We start from the raw sequence: 19,882 nt of genomic DNA on the forward strand, positions 1-19,882 counted from the left end.
GTATATACCATACCTTTATAGAACGTTTAACAGAAGTTTCTCTAGTTTGAAAAAAATACTTATACCATTGCTAATGTTGTTTCTTCTTTTCTCTTGCGAAGATGAAATAAAACCTTTAGAATTCGAGACTATTTCAATTAAAAAGGAATTTGAAGCTGATATCGAAGTTTATATAGACAAGGCCAAGCCTAATTCTGAGATTGCAGAAAAAATTAATAAAAACATAGAGCTTTCTATAGCAAATAGCATCCCTATTTCTGAAGAAAACAAATCGACAACACTAGAGGAAGCGCTGACAGCCTTTGATGAAGATTTTAAGTCCTTTAAAGCCAATTTTGAAGACAGCGAACAAAGATGGGCATTGGCTATTGAGACGGAGTTACTTTATAAAACGGAGACCATTATATCAATGGGTTTAAGTATCTATTCTGATACTGGTGGCGCGCATGGTAACGATACCATTCAATTCTTAAACTTTAATCCTGAAACAGGAGACCTATTAACTAATGATAACCTGATAATTGATATGGAAGGCTTTAAACAACTTGCTGAGTCATTTTTCTTAGACTATATGAAAAATGAAGGTTCAGACGTCTCGGAATTTTTCTTTGGAAAACCATTTCAATTACCAGAAAATATTGGGTTTAATGACGAAGGTGTTGTTCTACTTTATAACCAATACGAAATTGCCTCCTATAACCAAGGTTATACCGAGTTTGTAATTCCTATGGATAAGGCTCGGCGTTTTTTAAAATTCTAATTTACGTAGCGCTTTGTAATTCCTTTTATAATTGGTCCTACAGACAACCCTTGTCCTACAATAGATACGATAACTACGATGTAGGTAATTACCAAAAATAAATCTTTGCTCATATCTGGCGTTAGACTTAATGCTAATGCTATAGAGATTCCACCACGTAATCCGCCCCAAGTCATAATAAGCGTTGTTTTGGGAACAAAATCTAATCGTTTTGCAAAGAGTTTTACTGGTAAAAAAAGTGAGATATAGCGGCATGCCAATACCAAGGGTATGGCTATTAGCCCAGCATAAACGTAGTTTAAATCCATAGTTAATACAAGCATTTCCATACCTATCATAACAAAGAGAATGGTATTAAGCAGTACATCTATAAGTTCCCAAAACTTATCGACGTAAGTTTCTGTAATCTCGGACATAGAGGTCTCTCTTATCGTGTCGTTACCTACTATTAAACCAGCAGTTACCATAGCTAAAGGTGCAGATAAGTGAAACTTATGTGCAATTAAAGTGCCGCCCATTACTGCAGCTAGAGTTAATATAACCTCGACTTCGTAATTATCAATAGACTTCATCAGTTTATAGGTTATCCAACCCAAAATACCTCCCAAAAGAATGCCACCACCAACTTCTTGAACAAAAAGCGTAGCTATTTCAGAAAATTCTATGGCTGCATTTGGTTTTTTGGCTATAGCGTAAATGGTTAAAAATATCACGACTCCAACACCGTCATTAAATAAAGATTCACCAACAATCTTTGTTTCTAGCTTTTTTGGCGCTCCTACTTTCTTTAAAATTCCTAAAACTGCAATTGGGTCTGTTGGTGAGATTAAAGCTCCGAACAAAAGGCAGTGAATGAATGAGACATTAAATCCCATAGAAATTAGAAGAGGATAGATTATAGCGCCTACTAATAAAGTCGAAGTCATCACTCCTATTGTGGCAAAAACTAAGATAGGCCAACGCTGTACTTTCAGCTGCTCGAAATTAGTATGAAGTGCTCCAGCAAATAGCAGAAAACTTAGCATGACATCTAAGAGCAGAGTTTCAAAATTTATATTAGAGATAAACTCGCGTTCGGTTTGTAGTAAGGTATCATCGAACTGACCAATTACTACCGCAACCAGAGTAAAAACAATGGTTATTACCATTAATCCAATTGTAATGGGCATTTTTAAAAAGCGCACATTAATGTATCCAAAAAGCGCTGATAAAACAATTAATATTGAAGCAATACCAAAGTAATCCATCCCTTAAAGTGATTTTATTAATGCCAAAATATAGCCGTAGTGTATGCCTTCGTGAAAGTTATTAAATGCTAACGCCTCTTCTACATTGGTCAATGTGCTTCCGGTAGATACCGTATATTCTTTATAGCTCTTAAAAATACCGTTCTTGTAATCTTTTTCTGTTTGGTCTATTGGTGTAAAAAGTAAGTTTCTAATTTCGTTTACTTCGGCTTGATTTAAATCGCCCTCAGTTTTGGTGCCTTTTCTAAATTTAGATATCATATCGTCCGATAAATCACCATCTAACCCTGATAATTTGTAAACCAATAGTTGCTGTGTTACTATGCAATGGGCAATATTCCAAATTATGTTGTTTTTAAATCCCAATGGTACTTTATTAAGATCTTCTAAAGAGAATCTGTCTAAAAATCCTTCAAATAGAACTCTGTTTTTTCTTGTAATGTCTATATCGTAATACATCTTCTTATTTTTTTATTAAAACTTCCGGCGTTTCGCTTTAAATAAAGTTTCTTTGTGCTTACAAAAATAAGCTAATCGAAAGATAAGTTCTCATTTTAGAAACCTTTAAAGATGAAAAAAATATACCATCTAAGTACTTGCGATACCTGTAAACGCATAATAAATGAATTAGATTTACCTTCGGAATTTAGTCTTCAAGATATAAAAACAGAAGCCATAACCGTGTCTCAACTCACAGAGATGAGAGCTTTAACTGATAGCTACGAAAGTCTTTTTAGTAAGCGTGCCAGACTGTATAAAGAGCTTGGTCTAAAAGATAAATCCTTGTCCGAAGAGGATTATAAAAAGTATATCCTTGAACACTATACCTTTCTTAAACGACCAGTAATTTTGGTTGAAAATGAAATTTTTATCGGCAATTCTAAAAAAGTAGTTGAAGCTGCAAAATCAGCCATTCATGAAAAGTAGAAATCTTGCTTTAGCAGCATTATTTATAGTTCAACTTCTTTATGGTTTTAATTATACATTAGCTAAAACCATAATGAATGAAAACTACGTTAAACCTTTTGGCTTGGTATTACTTAGAGTTGCGGGAGCAACACTATTATTTTGGTTACTCGGTATGTTCTACAAGACAGAAAAAATAGATAAAAAAGATTTTTCTAAACTCTTTCTGGCGGCTGTGTTTGGTGTTTTTATAAACATGCTTTTCTTCTTAAAGGGACTAGAATATACAACGCCAATACACGCATCTACGATAATGACCATAACACCCATTGTTATTTTGGTTCTTTCTGTAATTGTTTTAAAAGAAAACATAACCAAACTTAAGATTTTTGGAGTTGCATTAGGATTTATTGGCGCATTAATACTAACGCTTTATGGAAAGTCGGCAAGAGCTGCTGACAATGTTCCGTTAGGTAATTTAATGATTTTTCTAAACGCCGTTTCTTATAGTGTCTACGTAATACTTATAAAACGCCTGACAGAAAAATACCATCCGCTTGCTTTTATTAAGTGGCTCTTCTTATTTGGTTTAATCTTAGTATTACCGTTTGGTTTTTCTGAAGTAAGTGAGGTACAATGGACATCATTTACACCTTACATAACTTATGCTTTACTATTTGTGGTTATAGGCGCTACCTTTGGAACTTACTTTTTAAATCCACTAGCTATAAGCCGTCTTAAAGCCTCTACCGTTGGGATTTTTATTTATCTTCAACCAGTTATTGCTGGGCTATTTGCTGTTATTAATGGTGCCGATTTTATTGGCATAGTAAAAATAGTTGCCATCTCGTTAATATTTTTAGGTGTATATTTTGTGACTAAGAAACCTAAAGTAGCCCATTAAACTTGTCTTTAAAAACCGAAATATTTAATGCCGTAAATAAGATTCCACAGTCCTATTGGGATAATCTTAAATGTTGTACAAATATTTACTATTCACCCGAGTTTCTTCAGGCTTTCGAGATAGCAAATAAAGACATTATCTTTAATTATATTTTTATAACACGAAACGGAGAAGCCATAGCTTTTGCAAACACACAGCTAGTTTCTATCGGTATAGAAACCATAACTAAAAATATTAGAATAAACGCTTGGCTAAAGCGACATATCAATCGTATCTTTTGCAAGAGCAGTATTAAGATTTTATTTGGCGGAAATATCTTTTTAAGTGGTGAATACGGGACGTTTTTAAAAGAAGGTGAAGATAAAATTAAAACGTTTACATATCTCGCTGAAGGCATTCAGCGGTTATCAAAATCCCTAAAAAAACACAACGGTTTATTTTTAAAAGACTTTAAAAATGAATCCATTTACATTACAAAACACCTCAGTAAGTTTGACTATACGCCTATGAGCGTAGAGCCAAACATGATTATTAACCTAAAGGCAGAGTGGCAAACGTTTGCCGATTACAAAAGCGCATTAAAATCTAAATACCGTGTAAAAGCTAATAAGGCTGACACAAAAAGTAATGTTTTAGTATCAAAAGTATTTGATGCGGATGATATTGAAATATACAAACCACAATTGCAAGCCTTGTATCAAAACACGATTGATAATGCCGATTTTAACGCTCAAGTTTTAGATTTAAATACCTACACCTACCTAAAGAAAAGCTTTTCCGAAGCGTTTACAGTTATCGGTTATTTTAAAGAAAAGAAACTGGTTGGTTTTTTATCTGCTATGAAAAACGGCGATAATCTTGACGCGCATTTCATAGGTCTTGATTACAACAAAAACAAAGAACTGGCAATTTACCCGCGCATTCTAAATGACTATGTAAGACTCGGTCTATCAACCAATGCAAAGCGTATTAACTTAGGACGTACAGCATCGGAGATTAAAAGTACGCTCGGCGCTCAACCCGAAGCATTAACCTGCTATTTTAAACACAAAAGCGCCTTACCTAATAAAGTGATAAGACCCTTTGTAAAGAATATAGCTATAAAGACATTTAAACAGCATCAGCCATTTAAATAGATATATTTTTTGGTTTCACGCCATGTTTACGCGTATCTTCTCTTGTTAGTGTTTTAAATCCTTCAGATTTAGGAAATTGTTCAGCTAATTGCAATAAGTCTTCAGGAAGTCCGCAAAGCTTTCTTGTTTTTAAATCTATCCATCCGCCTTGCATTTCGCAATGTGCTAAATTTTCGCCTTTATGGTTATAAAAATTATGCTCAAACATAAAAAACATGCCGTCCTCACTTAATCCAGAAACTTCGATAGTTACGGTTATTGGTGTTCCTATAAAGGATTCCTTAAAATAATACATGTGCTCGTAAAATACCACTGGACCTATTCCATTTTTAAGAATTTCTTTCATCGAAAACCCTTGTTCCGCAAAAAAAGACATCCTTGCATGACTCATAAAATTGGTATATGCAGAGTTAGCTAAATGTCCATTTGCATCGACATCGCTCCAACGTATTTCAAACTGTTTTTTGTACATAATTACTTTCAATTTATTGAAGCCGCTAAGATACACTAAAGTCTTTAAAATTTACTTTAGTGTAGATTCCGAAACAACACTTCGACAAGCTCAGTGTGACAGTTCGGAATGACAATTTTTGGGAAACCGAAATGCCAAGCATTACGGAATTCTTTTTTCAATTAAAAGCATTCGATTTTGTACCTTTGACGAACAAAAATGTTTCGTACTACATGATACAATCTATGACTGGTTACGGGAAATCTGTGTTACAGCTTCCAACAAAAAAAATAACCATAGAATTAAAATCGCTTAACAGCAAAAATCTAGATCTTAATGTTAGGATGCCATCTATGTATCGTGCCAAAGAACTAGATATTAGAAAATTAATAGCTAAGCACTTAGTTAGGGGAAAAGTCGATTTTTCGCTGTATGTAGAAATTACTGGCGAGGATACAAGCTCCAAAATTAATAAGACGGTTGTTAAGGAATATATTAATCAGCTAAAAGATGTAGTTGATGGCGACGAAACAGAACTTCTAAAAATGGCCATTCGCTTACCTGATGCGGTAACTACAGAGCGTGACGATATTGATGACGATGAATGGAAGTCTATTGAATCTGAAATTGATACTGCTCTTAATCACATAAAAACGTATCGCGCGGACGAAGGCCAAATACTAAAACAAGATTTTGAAAATCGTATTGCAACCTTAAGAGATTTACTTAACAAGGTGATAGAAATGGACCCAGATCGGATTGATGGTGTTAGAGCTCGCTTAGAGAAAGGCATTGCTGATATTAAAGAAAAGGTAGATGAGAACCGTTTTGAGCAAGAACTTGTTTACTATATCGAAAAATTTGATATAACTGAAGAGAAAGTGCGTCTAGACAATCACTTAAATTATTTTATCTCTTCATTAAACTCTGATGATTCTAACGGTAAAAAATTAGGCTTTATTTCTCAAGAAATAGGTCGTGAGATTAACACAATTGGGGCTAAGTCTAACTATGCGCCAATGCAAAAATTGGTAGTACAAATGAAAGACGAGTTAGAAAAGATAAAAGAACAAATGCTAAATGTTTTGTAGCTTCGAGAACCTCAGCTACCAATTTAAATCTATTTTGGTGGTTGAGGCACTCGAAACCGCCTAAATAACAAAAAAACAAATGCTTAATGCACTTTAAGAATGAAACAAGGTAAACTTATCGTATTTTCAGCACCTTCTGGCTCAGGTAAAACCACGATTGTACGGCATTTGCTTAAACAAGAAGAACTTAACTTAGAGTTCTCTATTTCTGCAACCTCACGCGAAAAACGAGGTCAAGAAGTACACGGAAAAGATTACTACTACCTATCGTTAAAAGAGTTTAAAGACAAAATTAAAGCCGACGAATTTTTAGAATGGGAAGAAGTCTATCGTGATAATTTCTACGGTACTTTAAAAACAGAAGTAGAACGTATTTGGGCGAAAGGCAAACATGTTATTTTTGATATTGATGTTTCGGGTGGTTTACGTATAAAACGAAAATTTCCAGAACAAACCTTGGCCATTTTTGTAAAACCACCAGACTTAAACGAGCTTGTAAAACGACTTAAAGAACGTGGCGAAGAAAGTGAAGAGAAAATAAGTATGCGCGTTTCTAAAGCGCCTGCAGAGTTAGCAACTGCACCTTTATTTGATGAGATAGTTGTAAACTCAAATTTAGAGGATGCATTAAAAGATGCGTATAACTTAGTTTCTGATTTTTTGAAAGACTAATATGAAAATTGGCTTATACTTCGGGACATTTAATCCAATACATATTGGACATCTAACCATTGCCAACCATATTGCAGAGCATAGCGACTTAGACCAAATTTGGTTTGTAGTAACCCCATTAAGTCCGTTTAAAAAGAAAAGTAGCTTACTCGATAATCGTCAGCGATTCGAAATGGTGTATCGCGCCACAAAAGACTACGATAAGTTGCGTCCTAGCGACATAGAATTTGGACTGAAACAACCCAATTACACCATAGATACGCTAACTTACTTACAAGAAAAACATCCAGATTATGAGTTTTCTTTAATCATGGGTGAAGACAACCTAAAGAGTTTTCATAAATGGAAAAACTACGAACTTATCCTAGAAAACCATAACATCTATGTGTATCCTCGCATTTCTGAAGGAAAAATTGAAACGCAATTTGATGCCCATCCAAAAATCCATCATATCGATGCGCCGATAATGGAACTATCTTCAACGTTTATTAGAAAGTCAATAAAGGCTGGAAAAAACATTCGTCCTATGCTTCCAGAACATGTATGGGAATATGTGGATGAAATGAATTTTTACAGATAGTTTTAGAAATTTGATGAGCTGCTGAAACAATCCCGACGCTTCGGGACAGAATGAGAAATATGCCGTCAAAAATGATAAAACGCATTTTCTAAATGCTCAATCTTATAGTCTCCGTTTTCTTTTACAATTGCAATGATATCAAAACGCACTTCTACATCTAAGTTGTTAACGGTGACATACTCATCAACTGCTTTCACTAAATTTTTAATCTGCTTCGGTTTTACAAAGTCTTGTGGATTTCCAAAATCTAAAGTCGAGCGTGTTTTTACCTCAACAACAGCTAAAATATCTTCTTTTTGAGCAATGATATCTACCTCAGCTTTTTCGAAACGGTAATTGCGTTCAATTATATTGTAATCATTTTTCAAAAGAAAATCAACGGCAAGTTGTTCGCCTTTTTTACCTAATTCGTTGTGTTGCGCCATTTTGTGTTAGTCTTCAGTTTGCAGTCACAGTTTTCAGGTAGTTAGTCTAAATATTTTAGTGTAGATTTTGATTTTTCAACCTTCAATTCTACTTGTTTTCCTAAAACTAAAGCCCGATTATCTTGTTCGTGACCTGCAGGCATATTGAAAGCTATTGGGAAATCGTATTCAGAAAGGGCATCTAAAATAAGTTGTTCGATAGACGTTCCCCAAAGCGTGGTGTTTTTTCTTAATTTAGACATATCACCAACAATGAGACCTTTTAAATTTTTAAAATAGCCAGCACGCTTCAAACTTTGTAGCATACGGTCTATATGGTATTTATATTCCCCAATTTCTTCAATAAATAGGATTTTACCCGAAGTATCGATGCTAGTGTCAGAACCCAACATGGTGTGCAACATGGTTAAGTTTCCACCAACCAAAATACCTTCGGTAGTTCCTTCTCTATTGTATTTGGAGCCTTCTAAAACATAATTTTCAGGATTCCCAAAAATTGCAGATTTAAAGGTGTCTACAGTCTCTTGTATTTCGCTTAAATCTTTGGTTAAACTCACACACATTAAAGCGTGTAGAGACTGGAAACCTTGGTTATGAAATTGGTTATGTAGTGCTGTTATATCACTGTAGCCAATGAGCCACTTAGGATTTTTCGTAAACTTTGTAAAGTCTAATTTATCTAATATCCTAACTGTCCCGTAGCCACCACGAGCACACCAAATTGCACTAATCTTAGGGTCGTCTAAAGCATTTTGAAAATCCTCACATCTTTGCTCATCTGTACCTGCAAAATGATTGTCTTTACTAAATACATGTTTACCGATAACCACATTTAAACCCCAACTTTTCAGAAGACTAACCGCTTGCTGTATTTCGCCTTCTCTATTTTTCAAAATTCCCGATGGTGCAACTATGGCCACTGTATCTCCTGCCTTAAGATATGGAGGTTGAATCATTTCTATATGTTGTTTCTGATTATTTTGAGCGTTTACGACTAGACTTAAGCTCATAAAAAGCATGAAGAAGTAAGTAATTCTTTGGTTTTTTAAATTCATAAAATACGCTTTCTGTAAATGTACATTTTTTTTCAAAATAGCCTTTATAATATGTACTTTTGTGCCTTACTAAATGGTAATTTATTATGTCTAAAAGATACACTATAACAGCAGCACTACCTTACACTAACGGTCCAATACACATCGGGCATTTGGCTGGTGTTTATGTGCCTGCAGATATATACTCCAGATATTTGCGTCTAACGGGGAATGATGTTGCTTTTATTTGTGGGAGTGATGAGCATGGTGTACCTATTACTATTAAAGCAAAAAAAGAAGGTGTTACGCCTCAAGATATTGTAGATAAATACCACGCGGTTATCAAACAATCGTTTGAGGATTTTGGGATTTCTTTTGATAATTACTCGCGTACATCGGCGAAGATTCATCACAATACCGCATCAGAATTTTTTAAAACACTATACGATAAAAACGAATTTGTTGAAGAAGTTTCAGAACAACTTTACGATGCAGAAGCTAATCAGTTTTTAGCAGATCGCTTTGTTACAGGAACCTGTCCTAAATGCGGATTCGAGGAAGCTTACGGCGACCAATGTGAAAACTGTGGGACTAGCCATAACGCTACAGATTTAATAAATCCAAAATCTGCAATAACAGGAAATGTACCGACTCTAAAGGAAACTAAACATTGGTTTTTGCCATTGAACAAGCACGAGCAATTCTTAAAAGAATGGATTTTAGAAGGACATAAAAAAGACTGGAAACCTAATGTTTATGGGCAAGTAAAGTCCTGGATTGATGATGGTTTGCGTCCGCGAGCTGTAACCAGAGATTTAGATTGGGGAATTCCTGTACCTGTTGAAGGTGGTGAAGGTAAGGTATTGTATGTTTGGTTCGATGCACCGATAGGTTATATTTCTGCAACCAAAGAATGGGCAGAACGCGAAGGAAAAAATTGGGAAGACTATTGGAAAGACGAAAACACGTCTTTAATTCACTTTATAGGTAAAGATAATATTGTCTTTCATTGTATTATTTTCCCTGCTATGCTAAAGGCTGAAGGTTCTTATATTTTACCTGAAAATGTACCTGCAAACGAATTCTTAAATCTAGAAGGAAATAAGCTATCCACCTCTAAAAATTGGGCAGTTTGGCTTCCAGATTATTTACAAGATTTCCCAAATCAGCAAGATGTGTTACGCTATGCACTAACGGCAAATGCTCCAGAAAGCAAAGACAATGATTTTACTTGGAAAGATTTTCAAGCTAGAAACAATAACGAATTAGTTGCCATTTTTGGTAATTTTATTAACCGTGTTGTTGTCCTCACAAATAAGTATTACAATGGTGTTGTACCAGAACCTAGTGACTTATCTTTAGTTGACCAAGAGACATTAGCTGCTGTAAAAGCGTATCCTCATGTAATTTCTAGTTCTATAGAACGCTACCGCTTTAGAGAAGCTAGCCAAGAGCTCATGAATTTAGCGCGATTAGGTAATAAGTACTTAGCAGATGAAGAACCGTGGAAAACCATAAAAACAGATGAAGAGCGTACAAAAACAGTCATGTTTGTTGCGCTCCAAATTGCATCTGCTTTAGGAGTTTTAAGTGAGCCGTTTTTACCATTTACTTCAAAAAAATTAGATACTATACTCGCTGTCAGTTCGAGCGGAGTCGAGAACTCTTGGATAGATATTTCAGAAAAAAACATTCTTCTACCTGCCGGTCACACCATAGGAAAAGCTGAATTATTATTTTCTAAAATTGAAGACAAAACCATTCAACTACAGTTAGACAAACTCGAAGCAAGTAAAAAAGCAAATGAAGCTGCTAATAAGACTATTGAACCTCAAAAAGACGAAATTACTTTTGACGATTTTACCAAACTAGATATCCGAGTTGGCACTATTTTAGAAGCTGAAAAAATGCCTAAAACAAAAAAACTTTTGGTGCTTAAAGTAGATACAGGTATCGACACGCGTACTATCGTTTCTGGTATAGCAGAAAGTTTTAAACCAGAAGACGTTATTGGTAAGCGTGTTAGCGTTTTGGTAAATCTTGCACCAAGAAAACTAAGAGGCGTAGAAAGCCAAGGCATGATTTTAATGACCGAAAACGCGCAAGGTGATTTGGTGTTTGTAAATCCCGACACTTCGACTCCACTCAGTGCAGGTGATGGTGTTAGCAATGGTTTAAAGATTAGTTGAGTTTTTCCATATATTATTAAAAAGCTAAGTTAAATTGTAAGAGAAGCGGTACAGTTTTTGATAACTTTATCTAATAATTTTGATAACTTTATCTAATAAAACTTACCAACATGTTCCTAGCAAAAATATTCTCACGATTTAGATGTAAAATTTTCAATCGCTTTCTTATCATATTTATAGTACTACCTTTTATTTCAAATGGGCAAATAGAAGATTCTGAAATTATTAGCCAATTCGAAGATTTTACAGAGGCACCTCGCGAAGTTGTATACGTCCATTTAAATAAAACGACTTTCATTAAAGGTGAAATGATTGGTTTTTCGGCTTATGTTTTTGACAAAGCTTCAAAAGAATTAAGTTTTTCTACAACCAACCTGTATTGTACAATAACAGATAATGAGAATAAAATTATTCGAAGCGGTCTCTTTTCCGTAAAAAGCGGTGTTACTAGTAATGTTTTTGATACTGATAGCTTATTCACTTCTGGAAATTACACGTTTAATGCATACACTAATTGGATGCGTAATTTCAAAGAAAAGAATTATTATTCCCAACAAATAAGAGTTATTGACACAGATATTGAAAAGGAAGAACAGCCTAATGAAAAAGAGATTGTTAAACTAGACATCCAAGCACTTCCCGAAGGCGGACACTTATTAGCAAACACCAAAAACGTAGTTGGTATAGTTATAAAAAATCAATACGGGGAAGGCATCTCCGACATCTCTGGCTTGATTGTAGATGAAAACGATAATAAAGTAAGTGATTTTACATTAAACAAATTTGGTATTGGTAAGACAACCTTTACCCCTAAAAATACTGATAAATACTTTGTTAAATTTAGCTTTGGGTTTAAAGACTACAAGCATCCTATCGAGTCACCTAAAAAAAATGGTATTGGTTTATCTGTACAAGACAATAGAGATAAAGTAGTTTTATCTCTTTTTACAAATGAGCAGACCTTGCCAACTATTCTAAACAAAAATTATGTTCTTACGCTTCATAATGGCACCGAAATCGAAGGATGGGAATTCAATTTTAAAGAAGACAAAACCTCACTTAACAAAGTTTTTAATAAAGCTAATCTCTACCCTGGAATAAATATTTTTACAATTTTTGATTCTGAGAATAACCCTTTATTAGAACGGATGTTTTTTAACCATGATAATATTACTAGGGTAAGTTCAGTTTCTAAAATAGAAACCAAAATTAAAGATTCACTTGACATTTTAATTAAAATACCTAATCTAAAACCTAATAGTTTTAACAGTTTAAGCGTATCTATACTTCCTACTGAAACTAAGTCTTATTCTCCAAATGAAGGCATAGTGTCTTCGTTATTTGTAAAACCCTACTTAAAGGGAAAAGTTGAAAATATAGAGTATTACTTCAAAGACATTACTGCTAAAAAACAATTTGAACTAGATAACTTATTATTGACTCAAGGATGGAGTAGCTATAACTGGGGCGAAATTTTTGGTCCTCTTCCGGAAACAGCTTTTTCGTTTGAACAGGGAATTAGCTACAAAGCCAATAGAAATGGAAATTACAAAGTACAATATCTTATTCAGGCTTTGAAAAACTCTAAATCTGTTTTGTTTGATTTGAAAGAGGACGATAAATCATTTCAAGCAGCGGCATTATTTCCTGTAGCTAATGATCAGCTTCTTATTACAGAAATAAATCCTAAAAATGGTAAAACTAAGAAGCCAAGTCTTTACTTAACATTTAAGCCCAATAGAATCCCGTTACTCAACAAATTAAGTTTAAATAACACGAATGTGGAGGGAAAAAAAGCTATTTTCTCTAACACGGAGAGCAATACTGTAAATTTAGATGAAATACAAAAACTAGACGAGGTACAGTTGTCAGTTAAAGTACAGCGTACAAGGTATGAGTCGCTTAAAAAATTAAGTCGAGGTACAATAGACATATTTGACGACATGAAGAGAAACGCCTATACAGATTTTGCAACTTATATTGCCTCTAAAGGTTTTATTGTAAACGAAAATATAGGACAACCAGCTGCTAACGGAGAACGTGTACCATTGTTAACAATATATAATACCCGAAAAAATAGACTTACAGGAAATCTTGATTCGCCTTTAATATTCCTTAATGATGTCCCGCTCGATGATTTATCAGTACTATATGGTTTTAAAATGGATATTGTAGACTATATAGAAATTGATAAAAGCGGTTCTTCTATGGGCATGCGAGGAGCATTTGGTGTAATTAAAATTTATACTGACCCTTCTGTAACCTTGAAAAGTAAAGACTTTAGAGATATTCAGATTATTGATTTTCCTTTAAAGTTTAACTCTCAAAAGGCCTATTACACCCCTAAATATAAGTACTATAACACCCCTTTTTTTAAAAAATACGGTACTATAGGTTGGGCTTCAAATCTTACTCCTAATATTAATGGTGTGTTTAAAATCCGAGTTTTTAATCCTAAAATCAACTCTATCAATCTTTACATAGAAGGTATTACTAATAATAATGAATTTATTTCCGAAATAACAACAGTAAATTTAAACTAAGATTGATGATAAAAAATTTCATTTCAAAAATTAATAAAGTCATTTTTTTTCTCTTTATTGTAAATGTTACTCTACCTTCTGATTTTTATGCCCAAAATTTGAAGTCCGAAAGAATATTAAATTCGTTTCAAGAAAATTTCAAAAACCCTAGAGAAATTAGCTATGTTCATATAAATAAGTCCATTTATATCAAGGGTGAAATGTTAGGATTAACAGCTTACGTATTTGATAAAGCTTCCACTACATTAAGTACAAACTCAACAAATCTTTACTGTACGATAGAGGATAAGAACGGTAATAGAATAAAGGAAGACTTATTAATGCTTGTTAAAGGTATTACTAATAATTCCATAGAAATAGATAGCTCATTTACTACTGGAACATATGTCATAAAAGCATATACTAATTGGATGCGAAATTTTGATGAACAAAATTATTTTGTAAGTTCTTTCAAAGTCATAGACCCAGAAATTACCAAAGAAGCTATTACTACAAACAGCGACCTCGCTCCTGAAATCCAGGTACTACCTGAGGGCGGACACGCTATTTACGATACATTTAATACTTTTGGAATCATAGCAAAGGACCAATTTGGTCAAGGCTTGTCTTTATTAAAAGCTTCAATTGTTGAGAATGACAAAGATACCATCTCTACGTTATCACTTAATCAATTTGGCATAGGAAAAGTTTTGTTTAAGCCAAAAAAGGGAAATAATTACAAAGCCGTAGTTTTTAAAGACCGTACACCCTTTACAACTCCGATTGAAAATATTAAAAAAACTGGGATTGGTATTAGTGTTAAGCAGATGAGAGACAAAACACTAATATCTGTATATAAAAACAACGCTACTAAAGACAGATTCTATAAAGTTGTTTTACATAACGGAAAAGAAATAAATATTTTAGATTTTAAAATAGATGATAAAACCAATAAAGATGTAAAACTAATAGATAACGACCTCTTGTATTCTGGTATTAACATTATTACTGTGTTCGATCAAAACAACTCGCCATTACTGGAACGATTAATTTTCTCATACAACGATATTAATTTAAATTCCGCTAGAGTTTCTTACTTAAACAAACAAAATAATGATTCGATTTCAGTACGTCTAAAACTAAAGGATATAGATATCAATAAACTTAATAGCTTGAGTATTTCTATTTTACCTTCTGACACAAAATCATACTACCACGACAATAATATTTTATCATATACACTATTGCAGCCCTATCTAAATGGACATATTGAAAACCCCAGATACTATTTTAGCGACATAAATGAAAAAACCAAATACGATTTGGATTTATTATTAATTACACAAGGTTGGAGCAGTTATGATTGGGATAGAATACTCAATAACTTCGAAAAACCAATATATTTATTCGAACAAGGCATTAGCTTTAAAGCTAAAATAAATGATAAAAAAACGAATGAATATTTTATAAGTCCCTTGAAAAATTCTAAATCGTTCATCGTGAACCTTGAAAATAATGATGAAGAGTTTGGCGCTCAGGCACTATTCCCTGAGGAAAATGATAAACTTAGCATTTATGGACTAAATAGAAAAGGAAAACCTATTAAACCAAATTTATACATCACCTTTAGTCCAAGCACAATACCAGAGCTCGATATAGAAATTAATAAAAATCTATTTCTGAAGAATGTAGTTATTAAAACGAACTTGTACGAATCTTCAAATTTTAAAATTAGCGATGATGTAGAACAATTAGACGAGGTAATAATAAAAGGAAAGAAAAAAGAGCTTACAAAGTATGAAAAGTTAAAAAATGCTAGCTCAAGTAGAGTTATTGTGTTTGACAAATTAATGAGAAGAGATTATCCTGATTTTGCTACTTGGATTTCTGCACAGGGTTTTAATGTGGTACAAGATCTTGGAAGATTAAGTATATTTAATCAGAGGAGAAATACGTTAAGTACCGCACCAACTTCCCCTATGATTATTTTAGATGGAGTCCAGTTACTAGATACTAATGTATTGGCCAACTTTAGAATGGATACAATAGAGTATGTTGAGATAGACAGAAATGCTTTTGTAATGGGTATGAGAGGTAATTTTGGTATAATTAAAATTAAAACAAATCCTCGTTTAATTATAGAAGACAATACCAACAATAATTTTTCTACAAATACAACAACAGTAAAGTTTCCCTTAACTTTCAGTCGTAATAAAAAATTCTATACTCCAAAATATCAATACTACGATTCATCATTCTTCAAAGAATATGGCGTAATCGATTGGTTGCCTGAAATTACGCCCAGCTTAAACGGTGAGTTTGAACTTAGGTTTACTACTCCTAGCAAAAGTGGTATAACCTTATTTATAGAAGGAATTACAAATAATAATGAGTTTGTTTCACAAAAACTTTATCTCTCAAATTAGCTAACAGTGCTCAAAATAGCCTACCATCCTATTTACAAACATCCGTTACCCGAAGGTCATCGATTTCCCATGGAAAAGTACGAGCTTTTACCAGAGCAGTTACTTCACGAAGGTACATGTAAAGCCACAAATTTTTTCGAACCACAAAGACCAAATGATAAGCACATTGTTGTCGTACATGAGCCCGAATATTATTACGATTTACTCAATATAACATTAGACCAACGCGCTGCAAGGAAAATAGGATTTCCGCTAAGCGAAGTTTTAGTGGAACGAGAGCGACTGATTACTCATGGCACTATAAAAGCTAGTACATATGCCTTGGAGCAAGGAATAGCTATGAATATTGCAGGTGGCACACACCATGCCTACACCAATCGTGGCGAAGCCTTCTGTATGCTAAACGACCAAGCTATTGGCGCAAGATATCTTCAGAATTCGGGCTTGGTTAAAAAGGTATTAATCGTTGACTTGGATGTGCACCAAGGCAATGGAACTGCCGAGATTTTCCAAGACGATGACTCTGTCTTTACGTTCTCTATGCATGGTGCAAGTAACTACCCTTTTAAAAAAGAAAAAAGTGATTTAGATATTGCTCTAGAAAATGGAACGGATGATAAAACGTATCTCAACATCCTTAAAGACACTTTACCTAGATTAATAGACGAGCAACAGCCAGATTTTATTTATTATCTCTGTGGTGTTGACGTTATCTCTACGGACAAATTAGGAAAATTAGGTATGACTATAGAAGGTTGTAAGGCAAGAGACCGCTTTGTCTTAGAGCAATGTAGAAATAACCAAATTCCTGTAATGTGTTCTATGGGCGGCGGCTATTCTCCTGATATTAAGACCATTGTAGATGCCCACGCCAACACTTTTAGACTCGCGCAGGACATCTTTTTTTAAGCCGAGTTTCTACTTGCATTAATATTACCAAACATAGCACGTGTTACTATTTTTTGGAAAATTGCTATTTTTTCATCGTCTCGTTTTTCAGCTTTTTCTAAGTCCTTAATCATCTTTAAGGCATATTGCTGAATGGTTAATAACGGTAACACAATAGATTCTCTAACGTCTATTGATGCCTTACCAACAGGCTCGTTTTCCATAAGTGTTTGGTAACCTGTTAGTTTTAAAATTAAACGTTTAGATGTTTTATACTCTTCATGAATCAAAGACCAAAATGCCCCAAATTCGTCATTTTCTTGCATGTATTTAGTTAAATCGAAAAACGATTTGGTCAACGACATCATACTATTTTCTATCAAGGTCTTAAAGAATTTTGAGTCATTATAGAGCTGTTTTACTTTATCAAACTCATTCTTATCTTCGTATACTTTTAATGCAGTACCAACACCGAAAAAACCAGGTACATTTTGCTTTAGCTGGCTCCAACTACCTACAAAAGGGATAGCTCTTAAATCAGAAAACACTAATTCTGTAGACTTCCCTCGTTTAGATGGACGGCTGCCAATGTTGGTTTTTGCATAATATTTTAGCGTACTCATATGCTGTAGATAGTCTAAAAATTTGGGATGATTTTTAAAATCTACATAAGCCGCATAGCTTAACTCTGCCAAGTCATCCATTACTACCTTGTTTTCTGATGACATTTCAAGATTTTTATCGTCTAATCGATTAGAGATTCCAGAACTTATTAATTGCTCCATATTGTATTGTGAAGACGCCAATGTTCCAAAATTAGAACTAATCGTTTGCCCTTGAATCGTCAACTGAATTTCTTTATCCTCTACGGTTGGTCCTAGTGATGCATAAAACTGATGTGTTTTACCACCGCCACGAGCTGGTGGCCCTCCTCGGCCATCGAAGAAAAGAACATCGATACCATACTTTCTAGACATTGCCGTCATCGCTTCCTTAGCCTTAAAAATTGCCCAATTTGCCATTAAATAGCCGCCATCTTTTGTGCCATCGCTAAAACCAAGCATTATCGTTTGTTTGTTCCCGCGAGCTTCTAAATGCGCTCTATAATTAGAATCTGTATACAACTCTTCCATTACTTTTGGTGCTGCTTGTAAATCGGGTACAGTTTCAAAAAGTGGGACAATATCCGCCGTTAAGTGGTCACCAAAAGCTACAATTTTAAGCATCGCAAAAAGCTGCATTACATTTAATGTCGTTTGGTTGTTGCTTATAATGTAACGATTACAGGCAACTTCACCATTTTGCTCTTGTATGGTTTTCATGGCTCTAATTGTTTCAACAATATTTATAGCCATTTCATCTTTAAACTCAATATCACTAACAGAACCTTTTATATTGGATAAATGTTTAATTTGTTCATTTACATTCAAATTAAAAAAGTTATCAGAAAATAAATCGCTTCCGTTTTTATTTAATTCGTCTACCAACGCCCTAAACATACTATCGTGCACACGACTATCTTGTCTAATATCTAGACTTGCAAAATGATATCCAAATAGTGTAGTCTTATTAATTAAAGATGTGACTTGATCTAAATAAAGAGACTGATGTTCTGTCTCCAAAATGTGGCGAATGTCTTTTAGCTCACTTATAAAGTCCTGCAACTCTATAGCGTTTTCTTTATCTAATAAGGTATTATGTAGTCTATGATTTAAATCTATAATACGCTCTCTAACACCACGAAATGTAAGATGTCTTCGTAAGTATTTTACATCTTTAATGTATTTTTTAATGACAGACTCTCTTAGCTTTTTTGCAACGTTAAGCGTAATTTCTGGAGTTACAAAAGGGTTTCCATCTCTATCGCCACCAGGCCAAAAACCAATATTAAGAATCGAATTATCAATCTCTTCTTCGTCAAAAATATTTTGTTGGGCATAGTCGTAAATGCTCCCAAAAGAGTGATAAAACACGTTTTTTAGATACCATATTAGATTAACAGCTTCATCGTATGGAGTTGGCTTTTTGTCTTTAAAAAACGGCGTTTTTCCAAGCTGACCTAATAAATCATTTATCTCTTGTAAATTATCTTTTTCAACAGCCTTGGCTAAATCTGTAATAATGCCTAAAACGGCACCTGGGTAAAATTGAGTAGGGTGCGCGGTAAGTACAATTCGTACTTTAAAGTTTCTTAAATAATCTTGAAGCAACTGCCTTTTGTTCTCTGCCTCTGCCTTTTCTTTTAGGTTTCTTAGCGTACCAATACCTTCCATATTATTAACAACAGGAAAAGCAGCATCCTCGACAGCATCGAATAAAACCACTTGGCGCTCTATATATTGAATAAACCGAAACAATAAATTTATCTGACTTTGCTCTGAACGTCTTGCTTGGTATTTTTTGAAAAACGTCTGGACAATACTCGTAGGGTCATCACCAGCTTCAAAGCCATTTTTACACGTTTCGTAAAACAACGGTAACAGCGCCACTGTTTTTGAAAGTGAGTCGAAAGGCAAATTCATAAAAATACCATTGTAAACTTGATATTTTTGAAGTACTTCTTGATTAAATCTAGTGAGTTTTGGCTTTACAGACATCGAAAATTTTTTATTTAAAAATACTAAAGTAAAATTAGATTGAATATGAATTGA

At 34.0% G+C, this 19,882-nt stretch carries 17 protein-coding genes; 11 read left to right on the top strand and 6 right to left on the bottom strand.

Features of this window, described 5'->3' with window-relative positions; all coding sequences use genetic code 11:
- The first annotated feature begins 46 nt into the window (after positions 1-46).
- The gene (locus DFQ05_RS07155) at positions 47-760 is read left to right on the top strand and encodes a DUF3298 and DUF4163 domain-containing protein (RefSeq protein ID WP_158281896.1); all 714 of its coding nucleotides are present in this window, start codon (positions 47-49) and stop codon (positions 758-760) included.
- Here the strand turns inward: DFQ05_RS07155 and DFQ05_RS07160 are convergent.
- Complete coding sequence (locus tag DFQ05_RS07160; RefSeq protein WP_132704713.1) at positions 757-2,007, bottom strand: cation:proton antiporter; 1,251 nt, start codon at positions 2,005-2,007, stop codon at positions 757-759. The genes DFQ05_RS07155 and DFQ05_RS07160 overlap by 4 nt on opposite strands.
- 3 nt (positions 2,008-2,010) lie before the next feature.
- Positions 2,011-2,466, bottom strand: coding sequence for a DinB family protein (locus DFQ05_RS07165; protein ID WP_132704714.1), 456 nt, complete (start codon positions 2,464-2,466; stop codon positions 2,011-2,013).
- Between the two features lie 111 nt (positions 2,467-2,577).
- On the opposite strand from DFQ05_RS07165, the gene DFQ05_RS07170 reads away from it, so the two are divergent.
- Genes DFQ05_RS07170 through DFQ05_RS07180 form a run of 3 tightly spaced genes read left to right on the top strand, consistent with a single transcriptional unit; the run spans position 2,578 to position 4,953 of the window.
- Entirely contained in the window at positions 2,578-2,934 is a 357-nt protein-coding gene (locus DFQ05_RS07170; RefSeq protein ID WP_132704715.1) for an arsenate reductase family protein, read from the top strand.
- A complete protein-coding gene (locus tag DFQ05_RS07175; RefSeq protein WP_132704716.1) occupies positions 2,924-3,817 on the top strand; it encodes a DMT family transporter in 894 nt (297 codons plus the stop codon). The genes DFQ05_RS07170 and DFQ05_RS07175 overlap by 11 nt, the downstream gene beginning before the upstream one ends.
- Before the next feature lie 2 nt (positions 3,818-3,819).
- Positions 3,820-4,953: a hypothetical protein gene (locus DFQ05_RS07180; protein ID WP_132704717.1), complete on the top strand. Its 1,134-nt coding sequence runs from the start codon at positions 3,820-3,822 to the stop codon at positions 4,951-4,953.
- Here DFQ05_RS07180 and DFQ05_RS07185 read toward each other — a convergent pair.
- Positions 4,946-5,425: an acyl-CoA thioesterase gene (locus tag DFQ05_RS07185; protein WP_132704718.1), complete on the bottom strand. Its 480-nt coding sequence runs from the start codon at positions 5,423-5,425 to the stop codon at positions 4,946-4,948. The genes DFQ05_RS07180 and DFQ05_RS07185 overlap by 8 nt on opposite strands.
- Positions 5,426-5,637: 212 nt before the next feature.
- Here DFQ05_RS07185 and DFQ05_RS07190 point away from each other — a divergent pair, with 212 nt between their 5' ends.
- The 3 genes from DFQ05_RS07190 to nadD all read left to right on the top strand — a co-directional run bounded on the left by DFQ05_RS07190 (position 5,638) and on the right by nadD (position 7,747).
- Positions 5,638-6,495 (top strand): YicC/YloC family endoribonuclease, encoded by an 858-nt coding sequence (locus DFQ05_RS07190; RefSeq protein ID WP_199221980.1) that lies wholly within the window; start codon positions 5,638-5,640, stop codon positions 6,493-6,495.
- 99 nt (positions 6,496-6,594) lie between these two features.
- Positions 6,595-7,167 carry a guanylate kinase gene (gene gmk, locus DFQ05_RS07195; RefSeq protein ID WP_132704719.1) on the top strand — a complete coding sequence of 191 codons (573 nt, stop codon included), beginning with the start codon at positions 6,595-6,597 and terminating at the stop codon, positions 7,165-7,167.
- 1 nt (position 7,168) lies between these two features.
- Entirely contained in the window at positions 7,169-7,747 is a 579-nt protein-coding gene (nadD, locus tag DFQ05_RS07200) for a nicotinate (nicotinamide) nucleotide adenylyltransferase (RefSeq protein WP_132704720.1), read from the top strand.
- A gap of 65 nt (positions 7,748-7,812) precedes the next feature.
- On the opposite strand, the gene DFQ05_RS07205 is transcribed toward nadD, so the two are convergent.
- Positions 7,813-8,172: a YraN family protein gene (locus DFQ05_RS07205; RefSeq protein ID WP_132704721.1), complete on the bottom strand. Its 360-nt coding sequence runs from the start codon at positions 8,170-8,172 to the stop codon at positions 7,813-7,815.
- A gap of 41 nt (positions 8,173-8,213) precedes the next feature.
- Entirely contained in the window at positions 8,214-9,227 is a 1,014-nt protein-coding gene (locus tag DFQ05_RS07210; protein ID WP_422398648.1) for a S66 peptidase family protein, read from the bottom strand.
- A gap of 86 nt (positions 9,228-9,313) precedes the next feature.
- On the opposite strand from DFQ05_RS07210, the gene metG reads away from it, so the two are divergent.
- From metG to DFQ05_RS07230, 4 genes are all read left to right on the top strand, one after another.
- Positions 9,314-11,395 (top strand): methionine--tRNA ligase, encoded by a 2,082-nt coding sequence (metG, locus tag DFQ05_RS07215; protein WP_132704722.1) that lies wholly within the window; start codon positions 9,314-9,316, stop codon positions 11,393-11,395.
- A 110-nt stretch (positions 11,396-11,505) separates the two neighbouring features.
- On the top strand, positions 11,506-13,938 hold the full coding sequence (locus DFQ05_RS07220) for a hypothetical protein (RefSeq protein WP_132704723.1): 2,433 nt from the start codon (positions 11,506-11,508) through the stop codon (positions 13,936-13,938).
- A gap of 5 nt (positions 13,939-13,943) precedes the next feature.
- A complete protein-coding gene (locus tag DFQ05_RS07225; RefSeq protein WP_132704724.1) occupies positions 13,944-16,343 on the top strand; it encodes a hypothetical protein in 2,400 nt (799 codons plus the stop codon).
- Between the two features lie 6 nt (positions 16,344-16,349).
- On the top strand, positions 16,350-17,252 hold the full coding sequence (locus DFQ05_RS07230; RefSeq protein WP_132704725.1) for a histone deacetylase family protein: 903 nt from the start codon (positions 16,350-16,352) through the stop codon (positions 17,250-17,252).
- Here DFQ05_RS07230 and DFQ05_RS07235 read toward each other — a convergent pair.
- Positions 17,249-19,828 (bottom strand): phosphoenolpyruvate carboxylase, encoded by a 2,580-nt coding sequence (locus DFQ05_RS07235; protein WP_132704726.1) that lies wholly within the window; start codon positions 19,826-19,828, stop codon positions 17,249-17,251. The genes DFQ05_RS07230 and DFQ05_RS07235 overlap by 4 nt on opposite strands.
- Positions 19,829-19,882 lie beyond the last annotated feature (54 nt).

It is taken from the genome of Winogradskyella wandonensis, assembly GCF_004346845.1.
GTDB lineage: Bacteria > Bacteroidota > Bacteroidia > Flavobacteriales > Flavobacteriaceae > Winogradskyella > Winogradskyella wandonensis.